The sequence below is a fragment of the Aquamicrobium segne genome, from assembly GCF_042656785.1.
In the GTDB taxonomy this organism is placed as follows: domain Bacteria; phylum Pseudomonadota; class Alphaproteobacteria; order Rhizobiales; family Rhizobiaceae; genus Mesorhizobium; species Mesorhizobium segne.
In genome coordinates this window covers 1-17,675 of sequence record NZ_JBHSLL010000016.1, presented here as the reverse complement: position 1 = coordinate 17,675, position 17,675 = coordinate 1, and the positions used below count along the sequence as shown (strand labels likewise).

Here is a 17,675-nt window from a genome sequence, read left to right as displayed (position 1 = left end):
CAAATGGCTTGAGGTTTTAGAAAATGGGAATGTCTGTAGGTGCCGGTAGCAGGAGCAGGCGCGGGCGGCGGGGTCGCCGCAATGCGCTGATGTCCGAAATCAACGTCACGCCCTTTGTGGATGTGATGCTGGTGCTGCTCATCATTTTCATGGTCGCAGCCCCGCTGCTGACCGTCGGGGTGCCCATCGACCTGCCCGAAACGCAGGCCAATCCGATGAATACCGACACCCAGCCGATTACCGTTTCGGTCAATGACAAGGGCCAGATCTATCTTCAGGAGACCGAGATTGCGCTCGACGAAGTCGTGCCGCGCCTCGAGGCCATTGCCCAGACCGGCTATGAAGAGCGCATTTATGTGCGCGGCGACAAGATTGCCGATTATGGCACGGTCATGCAGGTCATGGCCCGTATTTCAGCTGCCGGTTACAAAAATCTCGGCCTTGTCACCCTTCAGGAACAGGACTGACAAACGTGAAGGCAAGCCTTACCACATCAGCAGCTTTGCATGTCGCAGTGCTTGCCTTCGGGCTGGTGTCGCTGTCGGCTCCTGCTGCCTTTGAGGTGAGCGCTGTCGAATCCCTGCCAGTCGATATTGTGCCGCTGGAAGAACTGACCCAGATTCAAAAAGGCGATCGCCAGGCGCCGATGAATGAAAAGCCTGCGCCTACCCCCACGCAACGCCCCGATATTGTCGCTGATGCAACTGAAGTGGGCGAAAACAGTGTCGATACGGATAAGCCGATCACGCCTGATCCCAAGCCTGTGCCGGTTGATAATGCCGCGGCTGCGCCACCACCGCCAACACCTGTTGAAACGCCGGTTCCTGACGAGCCGCCTAAACCACAAGAGCAGCCAAAGCCCGAGCCGGTCAAGGCGCCAGAGCCAAAACCGGCTGAAAGCACACCGGAACCGGCCCCGCCCGAGCCGGTCACACCTGATCCCGTGGCAGAAGCCATAGCGGCTGAGGAAAAGCCGGTGGAACAGGCAGCCCTTCCCGATACGGCCCCTGCCCCGCAGGCACGGCCCAAACCTGCCGAGAGGCAGGCTGCAAAGCCGGTTGAGAAAAAGCCTGCTGAAAAACCGGTCAAGCAAAATACCGCGCAGCAGACTTCAAACGAAAAAGACTTCAACGCCGATGAAATTGCAGCCTTGCTCGACAAGCGCAAGCCTTCCGGCGGTGGCGCAAAGCGTTCCAATGATCAGGCATCATTGGGAGGGCAAACAACCACTGGCGGCAATCGCCTTTCACAAAATGAGATGGATGCGCTGCGCCAGAAACTCGGCGGCTGCTGGAGCATTCCTGCCGGTGTGGACGATGCAGCCATTCTCAAGGTTTCGGTGCGCTTTCATCTTGACCGTTCCGGTGTGCTGGAAGGCCGCCCCGAAATCATCGCAGGCGGCGCGCCTTCCGGCCCGGGCCGGACAGCCGCCGAATCCGCAGTGCGCGCCGTCCAGAAATGCGCGCCCTTCAATCTGCCCGCCGATAAATATGATAGCTGGTCGGAAATCGTGGTCAATTTCGACCCAAGCGACATGTTCTGATCGCGGACTGAAAGCAACGAGGCTGAAAGCATGAAAACATTGCTCAAGACGCTGATGATGGTGGCAGCACTGACAGGTGTTACAACCGCTCTGGTGACCGGCACGGCCACTGCACAGGTCGTGATTGACGTCAACAAAGGCACCATCGAGCCGCTGCCCATCGCCATTACCGATTTTGCCGGGGGTGAACTGGCCACGGAAATCTCCTCCATCGTCACCGCCGACCTGAAGCGTTCGGGCCTGTTTGCGCCCATCGACAAGGCGGCCTTCATTGAAAAGATCGCCAGCCCCGATCAATCCCCACGCTTTGACGACTGGAAGGTCATCAATGCACAGGCACTCGTCACGGGCCGCGTCAGCAAGGAAAGTGACGGCCGGGTGCGCGCCGAATATCGGCTTTGGGACACATTTGCCGGGCAGCAGCTTTCCGGTGAGCAGTTTTTTGCCAATGGGGCCAATACGCGCCGCGTTGCCCACATCATTGCTGACGCCATCTATGAGCGGCTGACCGGTGAAAAGGGCTATTTTGATACCCGCATCGTCTTTATCGACGAATCGGGCGCCAAGAATGACCGCAAGAAACGGCTGGCTATCATGGATCAGGACGGAGCCAATGCCCGCTTCCTGTCTGACGGGCGCGCCATTGTGCTGACGCCGCGCTTTTCGCCCACCCGGCAGGAAATCACCTATATGTCCTATGAAAGCGGGCAGCCGCGCGTTTATCTGCTCCAGCTGGAGACCGGACAGCGCGAACTGGTCGGCAATTTTCCGGGCATGACATTTGCCCCGCGCTTTTCCCCCGACGGGCAGCGGGTGATTATGAGCCTGATGCGCGATGACGGCAATTCCAACATTTATTCAATGGATTTGCGAAGCCGCAACACCACGCGCCTGACCAGTTCCAACGCCATTGACACCTCACCCTCGTATTCGCCGGATGGATCAAAAATCGTCTTTACCTCGGACCGGGGTGGACGGCCGCATATCTATGTGATGAATGCCGATGGCTCAGGCCAGACCCGCATCTCCTTTGGCGAGGGCAGCTATTCAACCCCGGTATGGTCACCACGCGGTGATCTGATTGCCTTTACCAAGCAATCGAGCGGTCAGTTCCAGATTGGCGTGATGCGCACCGATGGCTCGGGCGAGCGTATTTTAACCTCCGGCTTTCTTCAGGAAGGCCCGACCTGGGCGCCGAACGGGCGGGTCATCATGTATCTGAAACAGGCGGCAGGCACAGGTGGCCCCAAGCTGTATTCAGTCGATTTGACCGGCCGCAATGAACAGCAGGTGCCCTCGCCCAATTTTGCTTCCGACCCGGCCTGGTCGCCTCTGCTTGATTGAGGGGACCTCTTTTATTTTAAAAATACGCTTAAAACCTGATATTTTGAGCGTATTTTGTTGTAAAGCAGCCCAAAACAAATTGTGGCCAAGATTTTGCCGCTTTGTCACCATCTGGCTTAAGGCAAACCAAACGGATTGCGCCTTGAACCGGACAAGTTGCTTTCAGACCAGATGATTGATCTGATCTGGAAAGGCATCATCCAAGGACGTAAACTGAATTTTAACCGTGTTTTTTGAAGGCTGATTAACCCAAACGTGGTTACTGGCAGATCAATAAACTCACTCGAACGCGAAGGAGAGGCGGGATGCGCCGTATCGCAAAATTTGCAGCAAATCCGGTAGTGGTCGCCCTCGTTGCCTCATTGGCGCTGGCTGGCTGTGCTTCCAAGAAAACCCCCAACAGTGCGGCTGATCTTGGCCTTGGCGGCAGCGCGGCAACGCCCGGCTCCTCGCAGGATTTCACCGTCAATGTCGGCGACCGCATCTTCTTTGATCTGGATTCCTCGTCGATCCGTGCCGATGCCCAGCAGACGCTGGCCCGTCAGGCCCAGTGGCTCAACCGCTACACCCAGTATTCGATCGTTGTCGAAGGTCATGCCGACGAGCGCGGCACCCGCGAATACAACCTTGCACTGGGCGCACGCCGTGCCGCTTCCACACGCGACTATCTTGCCTCGCAAGGTGTAGCCGCCAACCGCATCAGAACCATTTCCTACGGCAAGGAGCGCCCGGTCGCCGTTTGTGACGACATTTCCTGCTGGTCGCAGAACCGTCGCGCCGTCACCACGCTGGGTGGCGCCGGTTCCTGATCCGCAAAACAGTTTCGGATTAAAAAAGGCGGCCAGCAGAGCCGCCTTTTTTTATTGTAAAATGACGTTAAACAAAATTTGGCCGAAGTCTCGCGCCCTGTTAAAGCAGTTCATCCGGTCTTTATTCCGAAGGCCGGAAAGAAACCGGGTTTTACTCAATGGCGAGAGGCTCATGCACCTTAGAACATTTCTGAGCGGCACACTGGCAGCGCTGCTCCTGACCGGCTCGGCCATCATGGCCAGCGCAAACGGACAGACAGCGCCAGAGCGTGGCGGCTTCAACTTCAAACTTTCGGGCGTGGAATTGCCCGCACTGTCCGGTCAGGCTGACATGGGAGGCAGCTATCAGCTTGCCCAAAGCGGCGGAATGACCGGACTGGAAGAGCAGATCCGCGCCCTTAATGGCAAGGTCGAGGAGCTGAATTTCCAGATTCTGCAAATGCAGGAGCAGATCCGCAAGCAGCAGGAGGACAATGAGTTCCGCCTCCAGCAGCTTGAAGATGGCGGAGAAAAGCGCACCGATACTGGCACGGGCAATTCCACTGCTGCGGTGGCGGGTGCCGCCGATCACAATAACACCTCCGGCAGTGTTGCCGGGGACACCTCCGGCACTATTGCCGGGGGTTCGGGGGCAGATATCATCATTGATTCTGGCGATGGTGAACCCGGCAAGCTCATTCCCGGCGCGCCGCCACGGACTTTTGGCACCATCACCGTTGACAAGGATGGCAATGTCATCGATGCGGGTGCGGGAACACAATCGGCGACAGTTGCCCCGCAAGACCAACAGGCAGGCAGCCCCGATACACAGGCCGACAACACACAGGCTGACACACAGATTGCCGCCCTGCCGCAGACCAACGACCCGCAAGAGCTTTACCGCAATTCCTACCAGTTCATTTTATCAGGCGACTATGGCACCGCCGAAGCCGGGTTTCGTCAATTGATCGAGCGGTTTCCGCAAGATGACAATGCCGCCGACACCCATTACTGGCTGGGAGAGGCCCTTCTTGGGCAACAGAAATATCGCGAGGCAGCCGAAACCTTTCTGAATGCCGGCAAGAACTATCCCAAAGCGCGCAAGGCCCCTGACATGCTGCTCAAGCTCGGTGTTTCGCTGGCCGGTTTACAGCAGCGCGATGTTGCCTGCGCAACATTTGCCGAAGTTGACAAGCGCTATCCTGATGCCTCCGCCGCCCTGAAAGAACGGGTCAAGCAGGAGCGGGCGCTCGCCTCGTGCTGACACAAGGCGTCCGTCCGAACCGCGCCTCTGACGTTTTTTTCAAGACGGATTTTTTCAATACCGACTTTTCCAATGGTGCGATTGTCGCCATTTCCGGTGGCAGCGATTCCACCGCACTGCTGATCCTGATCCATGACTATTTTTGCGCCCGCTGGCCGCAGGCAAAACTCATTGCCGCCACGGTTGATCATGGCTTGCGCGCCGTCTCCCATGACGAGGCGTTAAAGGTTGCAAGCCTTTGTACCGAACTGGGCATTCAACACCATATTTTAATCTGGGACGGGCCAAAGCCACAGACCGGCATTCCTGCCGCGGGGCGCAAAATGCGCTACCGGCTTCTGGCCAAGCTTGCCCGCGCCAACAATATTGGCATCATCCTGACCGGCCACACCGCAGATGATCTGGCCGAGACGGTGACCATGCGGCGCGAGCGTGGCCAAAGCAGTGGTTTCAACCGCGGCCTTGCCGGAATGGCGCCTTTTACCCTGTTTGAGAGCGACATCTGGATTGCCCGCCCTTTTCTGAGCACCCGCCGTCAGGCTTTACGCGCACTATTGACGGCGCGCAAAGTCGACTGGATTGATGACCCCACCAATGAAGACCATACTTATGAGCGGCCACGGGTGCGCTCCAGGCTTGACGAGCAACAGGTCTTGTCCGCCATTCAGATGGCCGTACAGGCTGCAAACCGGCGGCGCGACCTTGATATGCGCACAGCCAGCCTGATTGCCCATCACGCCTTGCAACCGGCTCCGGGACTGTTTCATCTGGAACGCGCCCTTCTTTTTGCACCCGATCGTGAAGCTGTTCTTCATGCGCTGCGGCTGTTGCTTGCCACGATTGGCGGGCTTTCGCACCTGCCTGATCCTGGCAGGGTCCAATCCCTGCTGGAGGGGCTGGCACAGGGCACTATGCGGCGGGCAACGCTGGCGCGCACCCTGATTGATGCAAGGCGCAGCGGCATTTTCCTGCTGCGTGAGTTGCGTGATCTGCCCCGGCCGCTCACAACCGATGGTTCTTTTCAAGATGGCCAAATCTGGGACGGGCGCTACAGGATACGTTTTTCAAACCACGACACACATGCTGCTGCTCTGGCCACAGAAAGCAAAAGCATTTTTCCTCATCTGCCCGATCGTCTTGTGCAGGCGGCTCTTGGCACACAACCTGCACAGTTTTTTCCGGGAAAAAATGTCGCAGCCTTGCCTCTCATTGCGCCTTTTGCCGGATTTTTGCCGGATTTTGATCTTCACTCAGCCGGTGTTTTGGCCAAACTGGTGGGGGCAAAGCCATTTCCTGCATTGCCACGGTTATTTTCAGCACTAAAAAACCATATTGGCAGGCCTTAACCGTTTGTCGCGCTTTTGCTTGGCAAGGGGATGCAGGCTACCTATGTTAGGCGAAAGCTTTTCACAAATGATGCGCGCCTGGTGCGCCGCCAACAGGACAACTGATGAATCCGAACTACCGCAACCTTGCGCTTTGGGCGATCATAGCCGTCCTGCTCATCGCGCTTTTCAATCTGTTCCAGACGCCGCAGACACGCGGAGCTGCGACTGACATTCCCTATTCGCAGTTTTTGCAGGATGTGGAGTCCGGTCGCGTTAAAAGCGTCACCATTACCGGCAATCGCATCAGCGGCTCTTTTGGCGATGCAACAACCGGCTTCCAGACCTATTCACCGGGCGATACAAATCTGGTGTCGCGGCTTGAAGACAAGGGCGTGACCATCAATGCGCGCCCTGAAAGCGACGGTTCCAATTCACTGTTTGGCTATCTTTTGTCCTGGCTGCCGATGATCCTGATCCTTGGCGTGTGGATTTTCTTCATGCGCCAGATGCAGTCCGGCTCGGGCCGGGCCATGGGCTTTGGCAAATCCAAGGCCAAGCTTTTGACTGAAGCGCATGGCCGCGTCACCTTTGCCGATGTGGCAGGCGTGGATGAAGCCAAGCAGGACCTTGAGGAAATTGTTGAATTCTTGCGTGATCCGCAGAAATTCCAGCGCCTTGGCGGTAAAATTCCGCGCGGCGTTCTGCTGACCGGCCCGCCCGGCACCGGCAAGACGCTGCTGGCCCGTTCAGTTGCTGGTGAGGCCAATGTGCCATTCTTCAGCATTTCCGGTTCTGACTTCGTCGAAATGTTCGTCGGTGTCGGCGCCAGCCGTGTGCGCGACATGTTCGAGCAGGCCAAAAAGAATTCGCCCTGCATCATCTTCATTGACGAAATCGACGCGGTTGGTCGCCATCGTGGCGCAGGCCTTGGCGGCGGCAATGATGAGCGCGAACAGACGCTCAACCAGCTTCTGGTTGAAATGGATGGTTTTGAGCCGAATGAATCCATCATTTTGATCGCCGCCACCAACCGTCCTGACGTGCTTGACCCGGCGCTGCTGCGTCCGGGCCGCTTCGACCGTCAGGTTGTGGTGCCCAACCCGGATGTCATCGGTCGTGAAAAAATCCTCAAGGTCCATGTGCGCAATGTGCCGCTGGCTCCCAATGTCGATCTTAAAATAATGGCGCGCGGCACACCGGGCTTTTCCGGCGCAGATCTGATGAACCTTGTCAATGAGGCTGCCCTGATGGCCGCAAGGCGCAACAAGCGCCTTGTCACCATGCAGGAATTTGAGGATGCCAAGGACAAGATCCTGATGGGTGCGGAGCGGCGCTCCACCGCCATGACTCTGGCTGAAAAGGAACTGACGGCCTATCATGAAGCCGGTCATGCCATCATGGCGCTCAATGTGCCGGCGGCTGACCCGCTGCATAAGGCAACCATCATTCCGCGTGGCCGCGCGCTTGGCATGGTCATGCAACTGCCCGAAGGCGACCGCTATTCGATGAGTTACACCTACATGATTTCGCGTCTGGCGATCATGATGGGCGGGCGCGTCGCCGAAGAGCTGAAATTCGGCAAGGAAAACATCACTTCAGGTGCATCCTCCGACATTGAGCAGGCTACCAAACTGGCCCGCGCCATGGTCACGCGCTGGGGCTTTTCCGATCAGCTTGGGCAGGTTGCCTATGGCGACAATCAGGAAGAGGTGTTTCTTGGCCATTCGGTTGCGCGCCAGCAAAACATTTCGGAAAAAACCGCGCAGATCATCGATACCGAGGTTCGCCGCCTGATCGATGAGGCTTACACAAGCGCCCGCAAGGTCCTGACGGAGAAAAATGACGACTGGATCGCGCTCGCCGAAGGTCTGCTAGAATATGAAACCCTTTCGGGCGATGAAATCCGCGAATTGCTGGCGGGCAACAAGCCGTCACGCGATCTTGGCGATGATACGCCAACCAGCCGGGGCTCGGCCGTTCCCAAGGCTGGCGGAACCGCCAGGGGCAAGAAGAAAGGGCCTGAATCAGATAGTGGCATGGAGCCCCAGCCACAGAACTGATTTTATCCTCACCCGCAAACGCCGCGCCAATGCGCGGCGTTTGCATTTGTATTGCCGCATTTTTTTCTCTAAAGCATTTCTTGTTTTCACGGAAACGGATGAAATGCTCTAAGCTCTTGTTTTAGCCGCATTGTGCTTGCTTCAGATGGTTCCATCTGTACTCACAAAATGCTCTAGGGTCTGGAGACAGGCTTTAAGAAAATATACTTATCCGGCAATTTGATGCCTCAGGCTCTATTTGCGCGCAGGGGAAACTATCTATGGGACGTTATTTCGGTACTGATGGCATCCGGGGGCGCGCCAATAAATTTCCGATGACGGCGGAAATCGCCATGCGCGTCGGCATGGCGGCGGGCCTTTCCTTCCAGCGCGGCAGCCATCGTCACCGCGTTGTGCTTGGCAAGGATACCCGTCTTTCCGGCTATATGATCGAAAATGCAATGGTTGCGGGCCTGTGTGCTGCGGGCATGGATGTGTTTTTGCTGGGGCCAATCCCGACCCCTGCTGTCGCCATGCTGGTGCGCTCATTGCGCGCCGATATGGGTGTGATGATCTCAGCCTCGCACAATCCTTATCAGGACAATGGCATCAAGCTTTTCGGTCCCGATGGCTACAAGCTTTCCGACAGGATTGAAGCGCGTATCGAAACCATGCTCGACAGTGATCTGGAAATGGCGCTGGCTGACCCGGATGCGCTGGGCCGGGCCAAGCGCATTGATGGTGTCCATGACCGCTATATTGAGTTTGCCAAGCGCACGCTGCCACGCTCCATGTCATTGTCGGACCTTCGCATTGTCATCGATTGCGCCAATGGCGCTGCCTATAAGGTGGCGCCGGCTGCCCTTTGGGAACTGGGGGCAGAGGTGATCGCCATCAATGATGACCCCAATGGTTTCAACATCAACAAGGAATGCGGCTCGACCCACACAGACAGCCTGCGGCAAAAAATTCATGAAGTGCGCGCTGACATCGGCATTGCGCTTGATGGCGATGCCGATCGCGTCGTTATTCTTGATGAGAATGGTGATATTGTCGATGGCGACCAGATCATGGCGCTGATTGCCGAATCCTGGCATCAGGGCGGACGCCTCACCGGCAAAGGCGTGGTGTCCACCATCATGTCCAATCTGGGGCTGGAGCGGTTTTTGACCGGGCTGGACCTTGAACTACACCGCACCAGGGTAGGCGACCGCTATGTGGTGGAGCATATGCGCGCCAATGGTCTCAATGTTGGCGGCGAACAATCCGGCCATATCGTGCTGTCGGATTTTTCCACCACCGGCGACGGTCTGGTTTCCGCCCTGCAAGTGCTGGCCTGCATCAAGCGCCAGAACAAGCCCGTCAGCGAAGTGGCCAAAAAATTTGAGCCGGTGCCGCAATTGCTCAAGAATGTGCGTATTTCCGGCGGCGCACCACTGGAGGCAAAGCAGGTCAAGGAAGCCATTGCCGAAGCCGAAAACCGGCTGGGCAAGAAGGGGCGGCTGGTTATCCGCCCTTCAGGCACCGAACCGCTGATCCGCGTCATGGCCGAAGGTGATGATGCGGCGCTGGTTGAAACGGTGGTGGACGATATTGTCGATGTCCTGTCAAAAAACCAGAACGCCGCCTGAGACGGATGAAATACTCTAAACCTTTGTTTTAAAGCCTGTCTCCCAAACTGGAACCAGTTGCGAGATAAAGACAGGCTTAAAAAATGCCCGTCCCTGTGCCGGGCATTTTTACCTGCGCAAGGCCACGCATCAAAAAAAAGCCGTTACTTTTTGTTAGGCTTAACGCTGATTTAACCACCATGGTTAACAATGCTCTCTTGAAAGGCGGCTGGGGTTTACCTTTTCAACCAGCGCCAACCTTGGGAGTTGGTGACATGAAATTCAGGATTTGCGCCGCTCTGGCGCTTGCAGCGACATCTATTGCGGGAGCGCCAGCGGCATTGGCAGCCGATTACGACCCGCCGGTCTTTATTGAGGAGGCCCCCGAATATGTGCCGGTCGAGATTGGCTCGGGCTGGTATCTGCGCGGTGATGTCGCCTATCTTCCGGAAAAAAGCTATAAGCATATTGATATTGATGTTGCCGGTTTTGGCTTCTCACGACGTGAAAAACCGTCCTTTGCCAGCCTGGGCTTCGGCTATCATTTCAATGATAATCTGCGCGGTGACATCAATCTTGGCTGGCTGCCGGGCAGTAAGGCGGAAGTGTGGGGCGGGACGGATGACAGCAATCTGTCGGCGCGCGTCAAAAGCAGTGCCTGGACGGCAATGGTCAATGGCTATGTCGATCTTGGCACCTATGTGGGCATAACGCCTTATATCGGCGCTGGCATCGGGGTAATGCAGTCACGCAACAGCGGCTCTGCAACCTATACGGATGATACAGGCACACTGTCTGCTAGCGGCAAGGAAAACAAATACAACTTTGCCTATTCGCTCAATGCAGGGGCTGCCTATCAGATTACCGACAATCTGGTGCTTGATCTGGGCTATCAATATCTGTCAGCACCAGATGCCAAATACATCTCCATAACAGATACAGGTCTTGCCCTGCGCAAGGGCGTTGACAGCCATCAGGTCAAGGTCGGCCTGCGCTACGATCTATGGTAAAATCATTTATGCCACGCCAGACACTTCCATCTGGCGCAGCATAAATACAGCTAAAACAAAAACTTGGAGCGCTTCAGCGGGAAGCGGCATAAATCACGCGCTGTGCATAATTCACGGCCCGATAGATCAAGGTGCGCCAGCGGCGATAGAAGGGAAACTTCGTCGTTCGGTATGATCCCACATCGGCGGTGACCGTACTTTTTGCGCCAGACAGCCGCACAACAGGCCGATCAAGCGTATAAAATTTTGCTCCATGCGCCCAACCGCGTTCAAGTTCGACGTCAACAGGCACAACCATGTCGGATATGGTTTCAAGCAGCCGACCCGCAGCCTGTCGGCTGATTGCATAAGCGGCTGAGCTTCCAAGAGGGCCATGCAAACATCGACCAAGGGCATAGCCATTCGACAGGCGTTGTGCGCGAATAAACCCTCTGGCGCGATGATTAACCAGCTTGACGATCCCCCAGCCGTCAGCTTCTGCAAGAGCCATGATCACCGGCTTGAAGTCCTCGGTGAACCGCACATCGTCTTCCAACACCACGCCAAACGGGGCAGCGCCATTGGCAATCACATGCCAAGCCTTGATATGGCTCAGATAACAGCCGATCTCTGATGGCATCACATGCCTGCCGTTGAAGGCGTGAAACCTGCGAAGATCAATGATCTTGCGCTGCTCTTCTGTAAGAATGCGCCCGTCAACTGCAGGAATTCTGGATATGGACAGGCCGAACTGGGCAGCACTCTCTTCAATTGCGGCCAATCGATCCACAGAACGATCCAGATTGATCAAGACTATTGGTATCTGCAATTCTTTGACTACTGCGCAAGGAGGAAATATTTTTAAATTTATAAGCCAGCGGACAAGAGATTTCCAGCGCCAATCAATCTGCATAATTCAAACCGGGGCGCGCAATGATTTCAGTTTTGTGCACGCAAACAAGATGAAGGCGCTGCCACACAGGCATGAAATGAATGCGGCCAAGTCAGACCTTTTTGTCAGGCGATTACCGATCGCGGGATAATGATTTTTCGGCCTGTCTTCGGATCGATTGCAAAATCGACATTAATCCCGAAGGCTTCAGAAATTATTTCCGCAGTCAGCACATCTTCGCAGGGACCATATCCGAGTATCGTCCCGGCTTTAAGGATGACAAGATCATCGGAAAAGGCCGCCGCCTGGTTCAGGTCGTGCAGCACAACTATGATCGTCTTTGCATTTTCTGAATTGAGTTTCCTTAACAGGGAAAGAACCTCGAATTGATGAGCAATATCGAGGAAGGTGGTTGGCTCGTCGAGCAACATGACAGCGCTATCTTGCGCCAACGCCATCGCAATCCATGCACGCTGACGCTGGCCACCGGACAATTCTGAAAGCCGTCTTTTCGCCAGATGGGTCATTCCGCTTAGCTCGATGGCCAGCGCGATCTGATCCTTGTCTCCTTGTCCAAGCGGCATCAAAGGGCGTTGCCACGCAAAGCGTCCATAGGCGACCAGATCTTCAACGGTCAATCCGTCAGGTGCTTCCGGCATTTGTGGCAGGATCGACAATTGCCTTGCCGCCTCGCGCGTTCGCATTTGATGAATATTGCGCCCGTCAACCAATACAATGCCAGTACGAGGAGCAAGTATTCTGGAGATGACATGCAGGAGTGTGCTTTTTCCAGAACCATTGGGGCCAACCAAAGCAGTAATCCGGCCATTGGGAACTGCAAGGTTCAAATCATCGAGAACGGTTTCGTCTGCATATGAAAATGTGATGTCCCGGATATCAATCGTCATTTGGCGGCAAACCTTTTCCGGGATCGCGTCATCAGGTGGAGGAAATAGGGTGCGCCAATCAGCGCCACGACCCCACCCGCGGGCACCTCGACCGGCGCAAGCATGGTCCGCCCGACTGTATCAGACAAAACCAGCAATATGGCCCCGACAGCAGCAGCGGCAGGCAGAAGCAAAGCATGGGTAGGACCGGCAATCCGGCGCGCGATATGCGCTCCCAGAAGGCCAATGAAACCAATGCCGCCAACAGCAGCAACAGCCGTTCCTGCAAGGCCGACAGCAAGAACAAGCAGGAAAAGACGGCGGGTTTCCAGATCAAGGCCGAGGCCCTTTGCTGTTGTGTCGCCCAGCATCAAGACGTCGAGCGCCTTTGCCTGCATCAGGAGCAGAGGCATCAGCGGGACAAGCCATATCAGCATCATCCACACATCATGCCAGCCCTTTCCTGCGGTTGACCCGGACATCCAGACCACGGCCAGTTCATAGAGTTTGCGGTCCAGCCGAAGGGATATCACCAGCGTGGCGGCCGACAGGCCGGCGCTGACCGCAATGCCGCATAATAAAAGCTTGTCAGGGTCGAGGCTTCCCCGCCTCACGGCAAGTCCATAAACGAGCAGCGATGCAACGAACGCTCCACATGCCGCAGCCAGTGGTTTTGACAGAAACGGCAGACCGATGCCCTCCTGCTGGGCATAGAGCAGAAGGATGACAGTCAGCCCTGCACCCGATGTCAGGCCGATGATGCCAGGGTCTGCGAGTATATTGCGCGAGGTCGCCTGTAGTGTTGCCCCGCTCAGCGCCAGCGCAGCACCAGCCAGTATTACGACGCAAATACGCGGCAACCGGATAGAAAACAGCACAAGCTCCTGCTGGGCCGTGCCGTATCCGGCAAAAGTTCGCACACTGTCGAGCAGGGAAATGGAGTATGAACCAAATTGCAGGCTGGCAAGAGCCGCACATGGCAGCAGGATGGCAATCAGACTGAGGCGCAGTTTTGCATCCCGCATATCAGTAGCGTCTCGCCAGCCACAGGAAAAACGGGACCCCGATCAAGGCTGTTATCAGGCCAACCGGAGTTTCGTAGGGTGGATTGAGCATACGCGCCGCCAGATCGGCATTGACCAGCAATATTGCCCCGAACAGGGCCGCACCCGGGATTACCCAGCGATAATCCGGACCAAGCAGCATCCGCACGATATGCGGAACGACCAGCCCGACAAATCCTATTCCCCCGGCAAGAGCGACTGAAGAACCGGCTAGCAACAGAGTAACGATAACCCCGCCAATACGAGCAAGCCAGATATTGGCGCCAAGCCCTGCCGCCACGTCGTTGCCCAGAGACAGCAGTGTAACAGCGCGGGAAAGAACCATGGCGCCGACAAGACCGGCTGCAAGCCAGGGAAGCACGAGGGCGAGTTGTGGCCATCGCACACCTTGCAGGCCGCCAGCGGTGTAAAACAGGACATCCTGTGCCGCTGCCATATAGATGACTATAATGCTGGTCACCGCGCCAAGCAGGGCCGAAACAGCAGCTCCGGCAAGGGCAAGCCGCACAGGCCCGAGGCCACCAGTGTGAGACGCGCCAATGGCGTAAACCAGCGTCACCCCCAGAAAGGCTCCCAAAAATGAAAGCATGACAAGGCCGGTAAAGCCAATCGAGGGAAAGAAAACAAGGCCAATGACCAGCGCCAGCCCTGATCCTGCATTCAGCCCCATAAGTGACGGGCTTGCCAGGGGATTGCGCGTCATGCCCTGCATGATTGCACCAGCCACCGCAAGACTTGCGCCAACCATCAAAGCAGCAACGGCACGCGGGAAACGGAAATCATAAAGCACGAGGTGATCGGCATTGCTGCTGTCGAACCTCAGCATTGCATCGATGATGACATCCAGCGGAATCTCGGCAGCGCCAAAGACCAGCGAAGCCGGAAAACTCACCCCAAGCAATATGGCTGCAATCAGAAGCGTGGCGCTGCGTATGGCTGTCAATCGTCACCCAGCATATTGCGAGCGACATCTTCAATGATGCGGCGAAAGCTTATCGGGCCATTCGACTGGTTCCATGGCTCGATGTCGACTTCATATACATGTCCATTGCGTATGGCAGGCAAAGCGTTCCAAAGCACTGTATCACGCAAACCCTGCATGCGTGCCTGGTCCTCGACCATCAAAAAGATATGATCTGCCGTGAGTTGCGGAATGATTTCATTCGAGATGACAAGGTTGTTCTCCGCCATGGGCACGAGAGAATGCGGCGTCAGTCCCAGATCATGAAACAGCACCGGGCCGGAACGTCGAGCGCCACCATAAATCCGTATATGCTTGTCACGGACCCGCAGCAGCAGCACCGTCTCACCCGCGTGAGAGGCTTGCAGCCTTTCGCGGATTTCAAGGGCGCGCTTATCATAAGCAGCAATGGCCTTGTCACTTTGTTCCTGGCAGCCGGTCATTACCCCTACAGCGCGCAACCACTCACGCCAGTTCGCACCCGGCTCTTCAAGCAGAACAGTCGGGGCAATCGCCTGGAGGAGAGGATAGCTGTCACGCTGTGCCGTTGGCGTTGCAAGAATGAGATCGGGGGCAAGCCCCAGTATCGCTTCAAAGTCCGGCGCCGACGATTGCCCGACAGAAACGGCATCACGTAGCTCTGCTTTAAGGTGCCGGGGTATGGCCTGACCATGTACAACCGTTCCAACCGGCACAATACCGCAGACGAGCATCGCCTCGGCAAATATCGTGTGCAGCGCCACGACACGGACAGGGGATGCAGGCACCAGGGTGGTGCCTGCCTCATGTTCAACTGAAAGCTTTCCATTAGAGCATTTCCTGTTTTCACAGAAACGGGAAAATGCTCTAATCTCTTGTTTTAGCCGCATTTCTGCGACGTCAGATGATTCCATCTGACTGCAAAATGCTCTAGTTGCCGGAGTGATGCGGGGCAGTTCCTGCCCCGCATGCAAAGGCGCAGCCGTCAGCAAGGCGACAAGAGCATATATCACTATGCCCTTCGCGTATCCTGCACGTCCTGCCACCCTGTTGAGCATGCGCCAAATCTTCTACCAGGTGTAGGTCCCGCGTATGAAATACGCACTGTATGAAGGCTCTTTGGTCTTGATGATGCCGTTCAGGTCACCATTTGCATCAAAGGTCTTTATGGTGCGCCTATCCGTCGGACGAAGGATATTGGTTGCGCTGAAAGCAAGACTGAAATTCTCCGATATCTCGGTCTTGATGCTCAGATCCAGCCGATTGAGCGAAGAAAATGACGTGTGAACCGTCTCAAATTCACCGGGCGTTGCGGTCAGTTGATCAATGCTTTGTGAATAACCATAGACCGTATTGAGGTTCACGCCGAACGTCGTTTTCCAGTCCTCGAGGTAATAGTCGAGACCAATATTGGACACGAAATTCGGTGTATCGCTGAAACGGCGTGTTTGCCCTGTAAGCTCGTCGTCGAGCCGGCTTTTCATGGCCGTCGCATTGGCGAAAAAGGTCAGATTCGGCAGGTTTGCTAAATCGAGGGATGAGCGAATTTCTGCCTCAAGACCATAGAGGACACCATCGCCGACATTGCGCGGCGTGGAAATCCATTCCCCGGATTCCTCATAAAGAAAATCCTCGATCTTATCGGTGAAACGGCGACCGAAAAATTGGCGGAAACAATGCCGGTGCCATCAAGAATGTGCCACTCGCCACCAGCATCGATGTCCCAGATCTTTTCCGGAGCAGTTTCAGGATTGCCCCGTTTATGCGGACTGACAATTGTTCCCTTGCCATCTTTCAGGGTTGGAGTGAGATCGCGCAAGTCAGGACGCCGCAATGTGCGGGCAATGCCCAGCCGAAGATCCAGGTCATTGTTGACGCTATACCTGTACTGAAGTGACGGATTGACGGCCATCTCATTGATACGGTGCTTGCCACCCGTAATATCGGTGGTTTCTGTCTGGCTGTTCTCAAGACGAACGCCAACTGTCATCAGGTCGGGGCCAAGCAGCGAGAAGCTGTCCGAAAGATAACCGTAGTGAATCTTCTCCTCAACGTCGAAGGTCCTGTCACCTACAAAGACTCCGTCCTTGTCTTCGTTTTCACTCCTGGTGTTGCGTGAGGTTCCAAGCCCGGCCTCCCATGAGTGTATCCCGGTAGTACCGTTGAAAACCATGCCCGGAGCAAATCGCTCCAGATCAATCTCGGCATCTCTCAATGTCAGCTTTGGCGTGCTGACAGGATTGCCCGCCGGATCGATATCATACTTGTGGCCGACCCTGCGCGTCGTCTCGAACCCCGTCTGATAGTCAAAGAAAATCCGTGAGCGGATACCATTGTCAAACTCATGCTGCCATTCCGTATAGCCGGCAAAACTCTGGCGCTTTCGATTGCGCGTTTCATCATTGCGGGTTTCAAATATTGTGTGATCGTCATCCCAGTCGAAGCTGCTCTGTACCCGGTTTTCTTTGGACGACGAGAATGTTGGCGAAAAGATCAGGGTATCGGCATCCGTCAGATCATATTCAAACCGCCCGGTTCCAAAAAACTCATCAAAGGTACGCTCTTGATCTTGCCAGGAGCCGCCGTCAGGTGCGCCATCCCCATCAAATTCAAGCTCGCCGCTGCTCTCATTGATGCGTCGGCGTTGATACTGGCCGCCGACGAAGTAACGGAACGCACCTTCTTCTCCTGACGTCCAGCCCGACGCTTCGCCCATCGGGCCATTTCCGTCGAGGAACTTGCGATTGTCGGTGCGCGGGCCGCGTTTGCCTTTGGTGCCGCCCGGCACCAAGCTCTTGATCCGTTCCCACTGGTCGTCCCGAAGTGCGTCACAGTCCATCGCCGATCTCCCAAAATCAGCGTTGAATCTGATTTGCGACCGGATGGGAATCCCAAAACCTTAAATCGTCACCACAACCTAGGGTCGAGACTCAATCATGACCACCATATGCAGATAGCGGCCAAGTAGCATGTTGCTGCGAAGTTGA

General features: G+C 55.9%; 16 protein-coding genes and 1 pseudogene. 9 read left to right on the top strand and 8 right to left on the bottom strand.

Features of this window, described 5'->3' with window-relative positions:
- Positions 1-23 precede the first annotated feature (23 nt).
- The 9 genes from tolR (at position 24) to ACFPLB_RS06525 (ending at position 10,926) form a co-directional block, all read left to right on the top strand.
- On the top strand, positions 24-467 hold the full coding sequence (gene tolR, locus ACFPLB_RS06565; RefSeq protein ID WP_378228574.1) for a protein TolR: 444 nt from the start codon (positions 24-26) through the stop codon (positions 465-467).
- A 5-nt stretch (positions 468-472) separates the two neighbouring features.
- Positions 473-1,543, top strand: coding sequence for a hypothetical protein (locus ACFPLB_RS06560; protein ID WP_378228573.1), 1,071 nt, complete (start codon positions 473-475; stop codon positions 1,541-1,543).
- Positions 1,544-1,597: 54 nt separating this feature from the next.
- Positions 1,598-2,887, top strand: coding sequence for a Tol-Pal system beta propeller repeat protein TolB (gene tolB / locus ACFPLB_RS06555; protein ID WP_378228619.1), 1,290 nt, complete (start codon positions 1,598-1,600; stop codon positions 2,885-2,887).
- Positions 2,888-3,192: 305 nt separating this feature from the next.
- On the top strand, positions 3,193-3,696 hold the full coding sequence (gene pal / locus ACFPLB_RS06550; RefSeq protein WP_378228572.1) for a peptidoglycan-associated lipoprotein Pal: 504 nt from the start codon (positions 3,193-3,195) through the stop codon (positions 3,694-3,696).
- Positions 3,697-3,868: 172 nt separating this feature from the next.
- Entirely contained in the window at positions 3,869-4,939 is a 1,071-nt protein-coding gene (ybgF, locus tag ACFPLB_RS06545) for a tol-pal system protein YbgF (RefSeq protein ID WP_378228571.1), read from the top strand.
- Complete coding sequence (gene tilS / locus ACFPLB_RS06540) at positions 4,933-6,285, top strand: tRNA lysidine(34) synthetase TilS (RefSeq protein WP_378228570.1); 1,353 nt, start codon at positions 4,933-4,935, stop codon at positions 6,283-6,285. Before ybgF ends, tilS begins: the two co-directional genes overlap by 7 nt.
- A 104-nt stretch (positions 6,286-6,389) precedes the next feature.
- The gene (gene ftsH, locus ACFPLB_RS06535) at positions 6,390-8,327 is read left to right on the top strand and encodes an ATP-dependent zinc metalloprotease FtsH (RefSeq protein ID WP_378228569.1); all 1,938 of its coding nucleotides are present in this window, start codon (positions 6,390-6,392) and stop codon (positions 8,325-8,327) included.
- A 260-nt stretch (positions 8,328-8,587) separates the two neighbouring features.
- Positions 8,588-9,937 carry a phosphoglucosamine mutase gene (glmM, locus tag ACFPLB_RS06530; RefSeq protein WP_378228568.1) on the top strand — a complete coding sequence of 450 codons (1,350 nt, stop codon included), beginning with the start codon at positions 8,588-8,590 and terminating at the stop codon, positions 9,935-9,937.
- A gap of 254 nt (positions 9,938-10,191) precedes the next feature.
- On the top strand, positions 10,192-10,926 hold the full coding sequence (locus tag ACFPLB_RS06525; RefSeq protein WP_378228567.1) for an outer membrane protein: 735 nt from the start codon (positions 10,192-10,194) through the stop codon (positions 10,924-10,926).
- 73 nt (positions 10,927-10,999) lie between these two features.
- Here ACFPLB_RS06525 and ACFPLB_RS06520 read toward each other — a convergent pair whose 3' ends face one another.
- From ACFPLB_RS06520 to ACFPLB_RS06485, 8 genes and pseudogenes are all read right to left on the bottom strand, one after another.
- Positions 11,000-11,818 (bottom strand): glycosyltransferase family 25 protein, encoded by an 819-nt coding sequence (locus ACFPLB_RS06520; RefSeq protein WP_378228566.1) that lies wholly within the window; start codon positions 11,816-11,818, stop codon positions 11,000-11,002.
- A 104-nt stretch (positions 11,819-11,922) separates the two neighbouring features.
- Positions 11,923-12,705 (bottom strand): ABC transporter ATP-binding protein, encoded by a 783-nt coding sequence (locus tag ACFPLB_RS06515; protein ID WP_378228565.1) that lies wholly within the window; start codon positions 12,703-12,705, stop codon positions 11,923-11,925.
- Positions 12,702-13,709: a FecCD family ABC transporter permease gene (locus ACFPLB_RS06510; protein WP_378228564.1), complete on the bottom strand. Its 1,008-nt coding sequence runs from the start codon at positions 13,707-13,709 to the stop codon at positions 12,702-12,704. The genes ACFPLB_RS06515 and ACFPLB_RS06510 overlap by 4 nt, the downstream gene beginning before the upstream one ends.
- 1 nt (position 13,710) lies before the next feature.
- A complete protein-coding gene (locus ACFPLB_RS06505) occupies positions 13,711-14,691 on the bottom strand; it encodes a FecCD family ABC transporter permease (RefSeq protein WP_378228563.1) in 981 nt (326 codons plus the stop codon).
- Positions 14,688-15,476, bottom strand: coding sequence for an iron-siderophore ABC transporter substrate-binding protein (locus tag ACFPLB_RS06500; protein ID WP_378228562.1), 789 nt, complete (start codon positions 15,474-15,476; stop codon positions 14,688-14,690). Before ACFPLB_RS06500 ends, ACFPLB_RS06505 begins: the two co-directional genes overlap by 4 nt.
- 282 nt (positions 15,477-15,758) lie before the next feature.
- Entirely contained in the window at positions 15,759-16,172 is a 414-nt protein-coding gene (locus tag ACFPLB_RS06495; RefSeq protein ID WP_378228561.1) for a hypothetical protein, read from the bottom strand.
- 41 nt (positions 16,173-16,213) lie between these two features.
- On the bottom strand, positions 16,214-17,404 hold the full coding sequence (locus tag ACFPLB_RS06490) for a TonB-dependent receptor plug domain-containing protein (protein ID WP_378228618.1): 1,191 nt from the start codon (positions 17,402-17,404) through the stop codon (positions 16,214-16,216).
- Between the two features lie 12 nt (positions 17,405-17,416).
- A pseudogene (locus ACFPLB_RS06485) lies at positions 17,417-17,527 on the bottom strand (IS5/IS1182 family transposase); the annotation flags it as partial.
- Between the last annotated feature and the right edge of the window lie 148 nt (positions 17,528-17,675).

What these genes read in the sequence shown, in the direction of transcription:
- tolR (WP_378228574.1), top strand. Translation starts at nt 24, where the DNA reads ATGGGAATGTCTGTAGGTGCCGGTAGCAGGAGCAGGCGCGGGCGGCGG.
- tolB (WP_378228619.1), top strand. Translation starts at nt 1,598, where the DNA reads ATGATGGTGGCAGCACTGACAGGTGTTACAACCGCTCTGGTGACCGGC.
- pal (WP_378228572.1), top strand. Translation starts at nt 3,193, where the DNA reads ATGCGCCGTATCGCAAAATTTGCAGCAAATCCGGTAGTGGTCGCCCTC.
- ybgF (WP_378228571.1), top strand. Translation starts at nt 3,869, where the DNA reads ATGCACCTTAGAACATTTCTGAGCGGCACACTGGCAGCGCTGCTCCTG.
- ftsH (WP_378228569.1), top strand. Translation starts at nt 6,390, where the DNA reads ATGAATCCGAACTACCGCAACCTTGCGCTTTGGGCGATCATAGCCGTC.
- glmM (WP_378228568.1), top strand. Translation starts at nt 8,588, where the DNA reads ATGGGACGTTATTTCGGTACTGATGGCATCCGGGGGCGCGCCAATAAA.
- ACFPLB_RS06525 (WP_378228567.1), top strand. Translation starts at nt 10,192, where the DNA reads ATGAAATTCAGGATTTGCGCCGCTCTGGCGCTTGCAGCGACATCTATT.
- ACFPLB_RS06520 (WP_378228566.1), bottom strand. Translation starts at nt 11,818, where the DNA reads ATGCAGATTGATTGGCGCTGGAAATCTCTTGTCCGCTGGCTTATAAAT.
- ACFPLB_RS06515 (WP_378228565.1), bottom strand. Translation starts at nt 12,705, where the DNA reads ATGACGATTGATATCCGGGACATCACATTTTCATATGCAGACGAAACC.
- ACFPLB_RS06510 (WP_378228564.1), bottom strand. Translation starts at nt 13,709, where the DNA reads ATGCGGGATGCAAAACTGCGCCTCAGTCTGATTGCCATCCTGCTGCCA.
- ACFPLB_RS06495 (WP_378228561.1), bottom strand. Translation starts at nt 16,172, where the DNA reads ATGAAAAGCCGGCTCGACGACGAGCTTACAGGGCAAACACGCCGTTTC.
- ACFPLB_RS06490 (WP_378228618.1), bottom strand. Translation starts at nt 17,404, where the DNA reads ATGGGCGAAGCGTCGGGCTGGACGTCAGGAGAAGAAGGTGCGTTCCGT.